The 11,026-nt window shown below is 42.7% G+C and carries 8 protein-coding genes; 5 read left to right on the forward strand and 3 right to left on the reverse strand.

What is annotated here, in order from left to right; genetic code table 11:
- Nucleotides 1–2: 2 nt before the first annotated feature.
- On the reverse strand, nt 3–1,307 hold the full coding sequence (gene rhlB, locus AAEZ00_RS18170) for an ATP-dependent RNA helicase RhlB (RefSeq protein ID WP_101032969.1): 1,305 nt from the start codon (nt 1,305–1,307) through the stop codon (nt 3–5).
- A gap of 153 nt (nt 1,308–1,460) precedes the next feature.
- Between rhlB and trxA the strand changes: the two genes are divergently transcribed.
- Both trxA and rho read left to right on the forward strand, forming a co-directional pair.
- Nucleotides 1,461–1,787, forward strand: a complete 327-nt coding sequence (trxA, locus tag AAEZ00_RS18175) for a thioredoxin TrxA (protein ID WP_101032970.1) — start codon at nt 1,461–1,463, stop codon at nt 1,785–1,787.
- Between the two features lie 223 nt (nt 1,788–2,010).
- The gene (gene rho, locus AAEZ00_RS18180) at nt 2,011–3,273 is read left to right on the forward strand and encodes a transcription termination factor Rho (protein ID WP_101032971.1); all 1,263 of its coding nucleotides are present in this window, start codon (nt 2,011–2,013) and stop codon (nt 3,271–3,273) included.
- A 469-nt stretch (nt 3,274–3,742) separates the two neighbouring features.
- On the opposite strand, the gene AAEZ00_RS18185 is transcribed toward rho, so the two are convergent.
- Nucleotides 3,743–4,486 carry a fumarate reductase cytochrome b-556 subunit gene (locus tag AAEZ00_RS18185; protein WP_351078305.1) on the reverse strand — a complete coding sequence of 248 codons (744 nt, stop codon included), beginning with the start codon at nt 4,484–4,486 and terminating at the stop codon, nt 3,743–3,745.
- Between the two features lie 446 nt (nt 4,487–4,932).
- On the opposite strand from AAEZ00_RS18185, the gene prmA reads away from it, so the two are divergent.
- From prmA to fis, 3 genes are all read left to right on the forward strand, one after another.
- Entirely contained in the window at nt 4,933–5,814 is an 882-nt protein-coding gene (gene prmA / locus AAEZ00_RS18190) for a 50S ribosomal protein L11 methyltransferase (RefSeq protein WP_124014057.1), read from the forward strand.
- Nucleotides 5,815–6,095: 281 nt separating this feature from the next.
- Complete coding sequence (dusB, locus tag AAEZ00_RS18195; protein ID WP_124014067.1) at nt 6,096–7,058, forward strand: tRNA dihydrouridine synthase DusB; 963 nt, start codon at nt 6,096–6,098, stop codon at nt 7,056–7,058.
- A gap of 23 nt (nt 7,059–7,081) precedes the next feature.
- Nucleotides 7,082–7,387, forward strand: a complete 306-nt coding sequence (gene fis, locus AAEZ00_RS18200) for a DNA-binding transcriptional regulator Fis (protein WP_011635942.1) — start codon at nt 7,082–7,084, stop codon at nt 7,385–7,387.
- Between the two features lie 138 nt (nt 7,388–7,525).
- Here fis and AAEZ00_RS18205 read toward each other — a convergent pair whose 3' ends face one another.
- Nucleotides 7,526–10,522: a UvrD-helicase domain-containing protein gene (locus AAEZ00_RS18205; protein ID WP_351089345.1), complete on the reverse strand. Its 2,997-nt coding sequence runs from the start codon at nt 10,520–10,522 to the stop codon at nt 7,526–7,528.
- Between the last annotated feature and the right edge of the window lie 504 nt (nt 10,523–11,026).

Consider the following 11,026-nt stretch of genomic DNA (forward strand, 5'->3'; position numbering starts at 1 on the left):
GACTATGGTCTACGAGTCCTATGACGTGGTGGACGCGAAGTATTACCACCACTTCGATGCGCACCTTTACTTCCGCCATCACGCGTACGAGATGTAGGAGGCTTACGATGAATACGTGCCGGAGGCGGAATATCATCTAATAGTGCATCACGATCATAATTAGAAACGGGAATCGAATGGTTAATGAAGGTTTCAATTTCAGGTAAATTCATTGCGTATTCTTCACAAGCAAAACTAATTGAAACGCCTTTTTGTCCCACCCGACCTGTTCGACCAATACGATGAACATAATCTTCACAATCATCTGGTAAATCATAGTTATACACGTGTGAAACGTCAGAAATATGTAACCCGCGCGCGGCGACATCTGTTGCCACTAAAACGTCGATAGCACCAGAGGTGAATTGCTCAAGAATACGAATACGCTTCTTTTGTGGTACATCGCCAGTTAATAAACCGACTCGATGACCGTCACCTTCTAAATAAGACCACAATTTGTCACAGCTGTGTTTTGTGTTCGAAAACACAATTGCTTTATCAGGCCAATCTTCTTCGATTAAGCTCAATAATAATCGCATCTTATCTTCCATCGACGGATAGAAAATCTCCTCTTTAATATTTTTAGAGGTTTTTTCTAACGGTTCGATTTCAACTTTCTCAGGATCATTCATATGATCATAAGCTAATTCCTGCACTTTCATCGACAGCGTGGCAGAAAACAGCATATTCAAGCGTGACTTAGCATCAGGCATTCTGCGGAATAAAAAGCGAATGTCTTTAATAAAGCCCAGATCGAACATACGGTCAGCTTCATCAAGCACCACGGCTTGAATGTGGCTTAAACTGATGACACCTTGACGCACGTAATCGATAATACGTCCAGTGGTACCAATTAAAATATCAACACCCTTATCCAATACAGCGCGTTGAGTTTCATAGCTTTCGCCACCGTAAACAATACCGACTCTTAAGCCTGTATGTGCCGCTAATAAGTTGGCATCTTTAGCAATCTGTATTGCTAACTCGCGTGTTGGCGCCATAATAATAGCGCGAGGTTCGGTTGCTTTGCGCCCCTCAGGTGCAGCAACGGTTAATAAATGGTTAAATGTGGCCACTAAAAAGGCCATGGTTTTACCGGTACCTGTTTGGGCTTGTCCGGCAATATCCTTTGCATTAAGTAAAATAGGTAAAGATAACGCCTGTATTGGCGTACAAAACTCAAAGCCGTTCTCGTTTAACGCCGCTAGTACTTCGGGCTTTAAAGGGAAGTCGGCGAATTTCTGGGTCGATAAATGTGTTTGGCTCATAGCACAAGCATACCTGTAGGGGTTGCAAAAAAAGATTCGATCGTTTGAAATAGCTACATTACTAAAACGGTCTCTTGAAAAGCTATTTAACTGACCCAATATACATCGTAAGCCATTAATAAACTAGCAATGGAACCAAATCCGGAGAACAACATGAGCGATAAAATTATATACCTAAGCGATGACAGCTTTGAAAACGACGTATTAAAGTCTGAAACACCCGTATTAGTCGACTTCTGGGCGGAATGGTGTGGTCCTTGTAAAATGATTGCCCCAATCCTAAACGACGTTGCTGAAGAGTATGCAGGCAAACTGACCGTGGCAAAACTAAACGTAGACCAAAACAGCGTTTCACCAGCGAAATACGGCGTCCGCGGTATTCCAACATTGTTAATGTTCAAAGGTGGCGAACTAGTGGCAACCAAGGTTGGCGCACTTTCAAAGACACAACTGAAAGAGTTTATCGACACTAAAATCTAAGTAGAAATAGCCTAAAAATGTTAATCGGCACAAGTTTTAAACAGTTTGTGCCGCTTTAAAATAATATTTAGCCTAAATTTGTGGACGCCCAACGTATATAGTGCTAATTTATTCATCAGATCTTTTCAACTTAACCTCTTCTCGCTTATCAATCATAAAATATCTTTTCAATCCTACTGATTGATTGCGGTTAGCTTCGTCGCGCAACACAAGACTCCCATACATGAATTTAACAGAATTAAAAGACACGCCAATTTCGGATCTAGTTTCTCTTGCTGAAAGCATGAATCTGGAAAATATGGCTCGTACCCGTAAACAAGATATCATCTTCTCTATTTTGAAAGCTCACGCCAAAAGCGGAGAAGACATTTTCGGTGGCGGTGTATTAGAAATCCTCCAAGACGGATTTGGATTTTTAAGAAGTTCAGATGGCTCATACCTTGCGGGTCCTGACGATATTTATGTTTCACCAAGCCAAATTCGCCGTTTTAACATGCGTACTGGTGACAGTATTTTTGGTAAAATCAGACCGCCGAAAGAAGGCGAAAGATACTTTGCACTTTTAAAAGTCAGTGAAGTCAACTTTGATAAACCAGAAAGCTCTCGCCACAAAATCCTGTTTGAAAACTTAACCCCACTTCATGCTGAAGAACGTCTTCGTATGGAACGTGGTAATGGTTCAACAGAAGACATCACCTCGCGTATCCTTGATCTTTGTTCACCGATAGGCAAAGGCCAACGTGGTTTGATTGTTGCGCCGCCAAAAGCCGGTAAAACATTATTACTGCAAAGCATTGCTCAAAGTATTACTTACAACAACCCGGATGTGGTGTTGATGGTATTACTGATTGACGAACGTCCTGAAGAAGTGACCGAAATGCAGCGCATGGTTAAAGGTGAAGTTATTGCTTCAACCTTTGATGAGCCAGCAAGTCGTCACGTTCAAGTTGCTGAAATGGTTATTGAAAAAGCCAAGCGCTTAGTTGAGCACAAAAAAGACGTAGTCATTTTATTAGACTCTATCACCCGTCTAGCTCGTGCATACAACACCGTTATCCCATCATCAGGTAAAGTCCTTACCGGTGGTGTTGATGCCAACGCACTTCACCGTCCAAAGCGTTTCTTCGGTGCTGCACGTAACATTGAACACGGTGGCAGTTTAACTATTATCGCTACCGCACTTGTTGATACCGGTTCGAAAATGGACGAAGTCATTTACGAAGAATTTAAAGGTACAGGTAATCAAGAGTTACACCTTTCTCGTAAGGCGGCAGAAAAGCGTGTGTTCCCAGCGATTGATTTCAATCGTTCAGGTACACGTCGTGAAGAAAAATTAACCACAGCTGAAGAACTTCAGAAAATGTGGATTTTACGCAAAATTCTTCATCCAATGGATGAGGTATCTGCAATGGAATTCTTAATCGATAAGTTGGCTATGACCAAAACGAACGAAGAATTCTTTACCGCAATGAAACGCGCGAAGTAATTATTTACTGAATCGCCAAATCATTACAAAAATGCCGCTACTTTAGCGGCATTTTTTTGTTTAAATAATAATAAGCTGTAGCTAGAAACTGCAGCGGACTACGTCCTACTAGTACGCTTGCAGCGATTAAATCAATCTGCATCTCGTTTTTTCAGTAAACGAAGCGATCGCTATCATCGCTTGATATCGATTTTCAGCTTTAGCTTTTAGCTCGTAAGCACCTAGCTCTTAGTCTCTTAGTCTCTTTACCGTTTGCTATCGCTATTCATCGCTTTGACCGCTTGATATCGTATTCTACCGCTAGCTACCATTTACCTGCTTTAGCTCCTATAGCATCTAGCAGCGAAGCGATCTAGCACCTAGCTCTTATTCGCTATTGATTCGCTTTACCGCTTGCTACCGTGTACCAGCTTTCGCTCTTATTCGCGCTTGTGCCTGACTGAATGACGATATGAATAATCTTCATTGCCTATAACGTCGACACATATGGCACCTCAGGTAACCCCAGAGAACGGCCGAGAATAATATAAACCAGCATACTTGCCATCCCTAACAGCATTAAATAGCCAAACAGCATCTTAGCAAACTTGAGCATGGCAAAACGGTGCGCAACCAAACCCCATTTCACCACTACTCGATATAAACCAAACACCGCATGAATCGTGACGATGGGCAATAACAACACATATGACGCCCATGTATTAAAGTGATATACCCGCTCAGCAGAAAGATACGGGCCAGTCTCAGGGGGGGTCATCATGGTAAAAAAGTGGATCGGGACGAGAAAGAACAACAAAAAGCCAGTGATCATTTGCCAAAACCAGATTTTAGTTTCTTCATGGGGTAAAAAACGCATTTGATTACGTAAAGCTCGCCATTGTCCAATTTGAGTAGGGAAACGACACAAGGCTGGGACCGCATGGATCGAGACGACTAATGATATAAAGCAGAAAAATATTTGCGTCAACAGAGAGTAGCCATGATCGGTTTCACTGAACACGCCACCTTCTATAAATTGTGCCACTTGATAAAAAGCTTCTTTACCGAGTAAAAGACTCGACTCAAACTGCAGATGCATCACTAAAAAAAGCCCAAGCACCACTCCAGATAGACTTTGCAGTTTATCTATTAGATCAGCCCAAACGGGATTAGCAAACCCTTTAGCAGTATTGGCACCACTGCCGGCTTTAGTTTGCAAAGAATTCGCAGCCATAAATCATCACTTCCAGTCAGGCACAATAGCAAGCATTGACCATATCAAGAGTTGTTGCATAGCTGCAAATAACGACAATCAAACCGTGATAATGCTCACCTACTATTAGGCTGGAGTTAGAAGCCGATCACACAAAGAATCAAATAAACAGTCAAATAATACTGACACTTAACTAACTATAGTCACTAGCATTCAGCAGTTGAAATAATCGAAAGAATAATTCTGAAATGTGATCCAAGTAAAAGCGACCACTCTTTAGCTTAAAAATTTACGGGCTAGATGCTTTTGCATCAATTGCCATTTTTTGCTCCATAAACTTAACCGTAAAGTGCCCCTTTGCGCCGAGCTAAAAACCAATAAACGCTCATGGACACGAGCATCTTAAAATAACTTGCGTATAATGAGCGCCAATTTGATATTACTTTTACCACAGTTAGGAAAATCCCATGGCTTGGATCCAATTACGCATTCACACTCATCGCGATAACGCCGACATGCTTGGCGACTTATTAATGGATCAAGGTTCTATTTGTATCACTTACGAAGATGGCCAAGACGAACCTATTTTTGAACCCAAGCTAGGAGAAACTCCGCTGTGGCAAGATACTGTAATGATTGCATTATTTGATGCAGGTACAGATTTATCGCCGACAATCGAATTTTTAGAATCTATGCCATTTCTAGGAAAAGGTTTTCAGCATAAAATTGAACAAGTAGAAGACAAAGACTGGATACGCGAATGGATGGACAGCTTCCACCCTATCCAATTTGGTGAACGCTTATGGATATGTCCTAGCTGGCGTAAAATTCCAGATCCGACAGCCGTTAACGTCATTCTCGACCCCGGTTTAGCGTTTGGTACTGGCACTCACCCCACAACGGCCTTATGTTTAGAATGGTTAGATAGCCTTGATTTATCAAACCAAGAAGTCATCGACTTTGGTTGCGGCTCAGGCATTTTAGCCATTGCAGCCATTAAACTCGGTGCCAAGAAAGTCACTGGTGTTGATATTGATTATCAAGCCATTGACGCCTCAAAAGCCAATGCTGAACGTAACGACGTAGTCGATAAACTGGCACTGTATTTACCAGAAGATCAACCCGCTAACCTACAGGCCGATGTCTTAGTCGCTAATATACTTGCCGGCCCATTAAAAGAACTCGCGCCATTGATAGCCGAAAAAGTGAGAGTGGGTGGCAAACTAGCACTCTCGGGTTTATTACAAGAACAAGCCCAAGATGTATCCGACTTCTACAGCCAATGGTTCATCATGGATCCCGTTAGCAACAAGGAAGACTGGAGCCGCTTAACTGGGGTACGTAAGTAGCCAACACGCAGAAAAATCGCACTCAATTAACCATAATTGAGTGCGTCAGTCCTCGTTTACAGGTCATTAACATCAATTATTGACACTTAGATACAGAAAAAGTCTCTCTGCAACTCGCACCAGTGCTCAAAAATAGTCGAAAAACCTCATTTATTAGTCAAAGATGTGACGGCTAATGAAAGTCAAGCAAAAAAGTTGCATTTAGGTCATTTATTGACCTTTTCACAGCCGTGAAAAAGGGCTACTATAGCGCCCCTTTGGAGAGCAAGGTGAAGTACATAATGCAAATTGGCCCGTATCAACTGTCTAATCAGCTGATTGCCGCACCAATGGCAGGTGTCACCGATCAAGCCTTCCGAAATCTCTGTTTACGCTATGGCGCAGCTTTGGCCGTATCAGAAATGCTTTCGTCGAATCCCGATGTTTGGGACAGCGATAAAAGCCGTCAGCGCATGATGCATTCTGGCGAAGAAGGGATACGCTCGGTACAAATAGCAGGTGCAGATCCTGATTTAATGGCCAATGCAGCTAAGTTCAACGTTGAACAAGGTGCGCACATCATTGATATCAATATGGGCTGCCCAGCAAAGAAAGTGAATAAAAAATTTGCGGGTTCAGCGCTAATGCAAAGCCCCAGCTTAGTAAAAGAGATTTTACAAGCCGTGGTCGCAGCAGTGGATGTACCAGTAACGTTAAAGATCCGCACAGGTTGGGAGCCTGAACATCGTAATGGTGTTGAAATAGCCCAAATTGCTGAAGATTGTGGTATTGCCTCGCTCGCCGTTCACGGCCGAACAAGGCAATGCATGTACAAAGGCTTTGCCGAGTACGACACTATCAAAGCAATTAAACAGACTGTCTCAATTCCTGTTATCGCCAACGGGGACATCGACACACCGGAGAAGGCCAAGTTTGTACTTGACTACACTGGCGCCGATGCCCTGATGATAGGAAGAGGTGCACAAGGAAGGCCATGGATTTTTAAAGAAATCCTACATTACCTGGAAACAGGTAAAAAGTTAGCGCCAATTAAGGCAGAAGAGCAACGCACAGTAATGCTTGAACACCTTAAGAAACTTTGTGACTTATATGGCGAATACAAAGGTGTCCGATTTGCTAGAAAGCATGTCGGGTGGTACCTAAACCATGAGGAACAGCGTCAATTTCGTGCTGACTTCAATAGGCTTGAAACCGCTGCCCAGCAACATTCCTTCGTAGAATGTTATTTTGATGAATTAGTTTAGAATTTAATAAAGAGCAGAATAGAATGTTTGATCAGACAACTAACACAGAAGTTCACCAGCTTACCGTAGGCAAAATCGAAACAGCAAACGGCACTATCAAGCCGCAGTTATTACGTGACGCAGTTAAACGTGCCGTAACTAACTTCTTCTCACAGTTAGACGGTCAGGAAGCTTCTGAAGTATATGAAATGGTATTGTGCGAAGTTGAAGCGCCTTTACTAGACATCATCATGCAACACACTCGTGGCAACCAAACGCGCGCTGCTAATATGTTAGGTATCAACCGTGGTACTTTACGTAAGAAATTAAAGAAATATGGCATGAACTAAGACTTAGCGTCTAAGTTTTTGTAGTGAAACGGGCTTTCCAGCAATGGAAAGCCCGTTTTGTTTTATCAGTTACCCCCATAGTGACACACCACTTATCACCAAGCGTTAAAGACGATGAGAAACATCCCTTTTTAATGACTAATGTGCCTGTAGCCGAGTGATTTTCGCTGTAGCAATGGTATTGCTACAGCTGGACCCACTATTACCTCGATAATTTTTACAGCCCCAAAAAGCCCCACGGGCACTTTCTCTTAAGGTCATATCAGCGCCACATATGTTGCACAATGGTGCCATGTGACCACAATTATCGTTTAAGCAAATAGTGAAACCTTTAGCGCGTTTGCGAGTCATTGGGCTGCCACAGAGATCACAGCCTGCTTGTTTGTGATCGCACAATGGAGAATGTGAGCAGGAGAAAAATGACTTAAACTTGCCGGTTCCCGGTCTTAGCGTGCCCGTAGTACATTGAGCACATTTGATCTGCTCAAACAGTGTTTGCACCAAAGACCTACTGAATTCATTCTGTTCAATGGCATAGTGCTGCTGAATAAGTTCGACCAAAAATGGGCTGGCATTGGTCATATCGGCTAACACGTAAACCCGATGCTTTGCTCGAGTCAGTGCGACATAAAATAATCGCCGTTCTTCGGCAAATTCAAAATCTTCAGCTTGAGGCAAGAAAGCGTCGAGTATTGGTGGGGTCATTTTCTTTGACGGAAACCCATGTATGCCTTGTGTCAGCCCCATGATCACCACATAGTCAGCCTCTTTACCTTTGGATGCATGAAACGATAAACACTCAATCACTAACATGGGGTAGTTAACCGTTAACTGACGCAGCAGATCTTTATCTGGCAGCTGAAACCAAAAGCGTGCCAGTAAGTATACTGTCGGTTTAGTTGTGGGCTTATCAGTGGCTTTAGCTACGCGGACAGACAAGGCATTCAAGGCTTGCTCTAATGCATTGCTACTCGGTTCATCTTTGGTTGCGCCCTCATTGGCGCCGCGGCGAAGTATTGATATCGCAGGATCGACAACCTGTACTAACGAATGAATATTTTTGTTGATTTGATTAGGGTTTTTGCTCACAAAGGCACTGGCTACTTCGCCGATACGGTTATTAAATCTAAATGTAAGGTCTAAATATGTTTCGGTAGTATTGCCAAAATACCGTGTAAATTGAGTCATTAAGCTGACATCCGCACCACTGAAGCGATAGATGGCCTGCCAATCATCTCCAACACAAAATAGTGAGCTGTCAGTGTTGCTCGTATTCGCTCTCGAATCTCGCAGGGCACGCACTAAACGCGCTCTAGGTTCTGAAATATCCTGAAACTCATCGACCATAATATATCGCCACGGGCTAACATATTGGCCGCTTTGTAGATAAGCGAGCGCTTTAGCGATCATATCTTCAAAGTCGATATCACCGCTCGCCGATAAATGCTGCTGATATTGCTGTAAAATGGGCTGCAACAATTCAAACGCTTTACGGGTTTGTTGAGGATCGCCAGCATTGGCAAATACCTGCTCTAAGCCTTTTTCATCAACACAAGCCGCTTTGTATAAGCCGATTAACTGACTGAACAGTTTAGCCAACTCAGTCACTCGTCCTAGCTTATGAAGGGTTGCCAATATGGCGTCGTCAGGCAATGGCGAATAGTTAACTTTAAATACCGTTAAGGCCTGCTCGAGCCTGTTGATTAACTGATTTTTTTTGTGCTGATAATAAAATAATTCAATGCAGTTAGTTTGATGTTTTTTATGTAACTGACGTTGCCACTCCATTGATGCAAAATACGCAGCGTTATCGATATAAGGCGCAGTATTATTGGCGCCATCGATAGCGTAATACTCAATGTAAACGTGATGTTGTGGAAGATAAAAATCAGCTTGATACTGACGAAAATCAACTGTACTGACGTCATATTCATATTTGGCTTCATACTGATATTCAATGCCATTAATAAATAACCAATTGGCGATATACAGCTCAGCAAAGCTTTTCACTCTTTCGCCTTTTAATGCGCGGATGTCGTTATCATATAGATATTCAAAGTAATCACCTTCGGTGGTAAATTCGAACGGGTTTTTCTCCACGTAATAAAAATGACTAAAATAGTCAAAAATTTGTTTACGATAAGGCTCATCTTCAATCAAGGTTTGTAAGCTATTGTGCACCCATTTATCTTTAGCCTGCTCATCGTTTACCCAAGGTGACAAGCTGGGGTTAACACCTTCAACCTCGGCAATGATTTTCAATCCTAAACTATGAAACGTACTCGCCTTAATATCATCGGTGCCAAGCTGGTGTTTAATTCGCTGGTCCATTTCTTTGGCGGCTTTTTTACCATAAGCCAATAATAAAATATCATCCGCTTGAGCTTGGCCACTGGCAACTAAATACCCCGCGCGGCCAACCATTACACTGGTTTTACCGGTTCCCGCACCCGCTAACAGCAGATTGTTATCGTCGTCAATAATACATGCACGGCGCTGTTTATCGGTTAATGGGTTTGATTCTACATGATCGAAAAAGTCAGCAAACGCGAGTAATTGAGATTGAATATAATGCTCACGAATATGCTCCACATCCGCATTATTCCAGTGGTAAAAATCGCGCAATTGAGTTAACGCCGCGCGTGTTTTTGTGGGCAATTCGACGCGGTCACTCCAGGGAAACCAGCGGCGGTATTCTCGCTCAATTCTCGGGCGTATTTGGTCAACCAATGACCGGCGTAAATAACAGCTCGATATTGCTTTTTCAATTCGAGCTATCAAATCACATAACTGGTTTTCATGGGATAAGGCCCAGAGTAATTCGACTTGTTGTTTAAAGTGAGACTTAGCGAAATAGCTCAGAAATGGAATTTGATAACAAGTACCGGCAGCATTCACACTTAGCAAGCTACCGAGTAAACTGGCACTAAAAACTGGCGGGCGATCTAACTGCTGCCACGATAGGTGGCCAGCATTGAGCAATTGATGAGTCTGTCGAAATCGCGCTAAAAACTGGCCTTGAGTCGAAATAAAGGTGATGCCCTCTGTCGTTAACTCAAGCGCATTGGCACTGCGCTGATACAAATGTCCAAACCAACTGTGAGGGATATGTTTAACTGAATATTCTGCTGACAATGTAAAACCTACGACTAAATGGTTTCTGGGGTTAACCGACTAATATTGAAGATAACTTTACAGCAAATAATTAGCCATTACGGATTTAAAGCAATAATACACCTCGCCGGCATTTAAGTGAATGTGTTAAGCAACTCACAGGCTTAACGAGGAGCCCCCCTAAATGTTGTCAATAACCTATAGCGCGATATCGCCTTAAGTTGAACTCGGCGCTCGACGGCCTATTGCACGCCAGATAAAGTCTCGAAAAATGCTCATCTACATCCGCATTGTCGACATGCTGGTCGCCGTTGATGACATAACTGCAGCCACATACCAACAAGGGTTTGTTGGTATGTGAAGTGGACCCAGACAATCATTTATATATCAATTAGCCATAATTATCGCCTTGTTCCGTCGTCGTTAAACTAAAACAAGCCAAATCAATCTAGGGGCTGTTGATCTTTGTTTGAATTTTGTGCGAAGAAGGTAATCTCGTATAATTCACTTCGCCAAAAACAAATA

It is taken from the genome of Shewanella sp. S1-49-MNA-CIBAN-0167 (assembly GCF_040310145.1).
GTDB classification, from domain to species: Bacteria; Pseudomonadota; Gammaproteobacteria; order Enterobacterales; family Shewanellaceae; genus Shewanella; species Shewanella psychromarinicola.

What these genes read in the sequence shown, in the direction of transcription:
- fis (WP_011635942.1), top strand. Translation starts at nt 7,082, where the DNA reads ATGTTTGATCAGACAACTAACACAGAAGTTCACCAGCTTACCGTAGGC.
- AAEZ00_RS18185 (WP_351078305.1), bottom strand. Translation starts at nt 4,486, where the DNA reads ATGGCTGCGAATTCTTTGCAAACTAAAGCCGGCAGTGGTGCCAATACT.
- prmA (WP_124014057.1), top strand. Translation starts at nt 4,933, where the DNA reads ATGGCTTGGATCCAATTACGCATTCACACTCATCGCGATAACGCCGAC.
- rho (WP_101032971.1), top strand. Translation starts at nt 2,011, where the DNA reads ATGAATTTAACAGAATTAAAAGACACGCCAATTTCGGATCTAGTTTCT.
- trxA (WP_101032970.1), top strand. Translation starts at nt 1,461, where the DNA reads ATGAGCGATAAAATTATATACCTAAGCGATGACAGCTTTGAAAACGAC.
- dusB (WP_124014067.1), top strand. Translation starts at nt 6,096, where the DNA reads ATGCAAATTGGCCCGTATCAACTGTCTAATCAGCTGATTGCCGCACCA.
- rhlB (WP_101032969.1), bottom strand. Translation starts at nt 1,307, where the DNA reads ATGAGCCAAACACATTTATCGACCCAGAAATTCGCCGACTTCCCTTTA.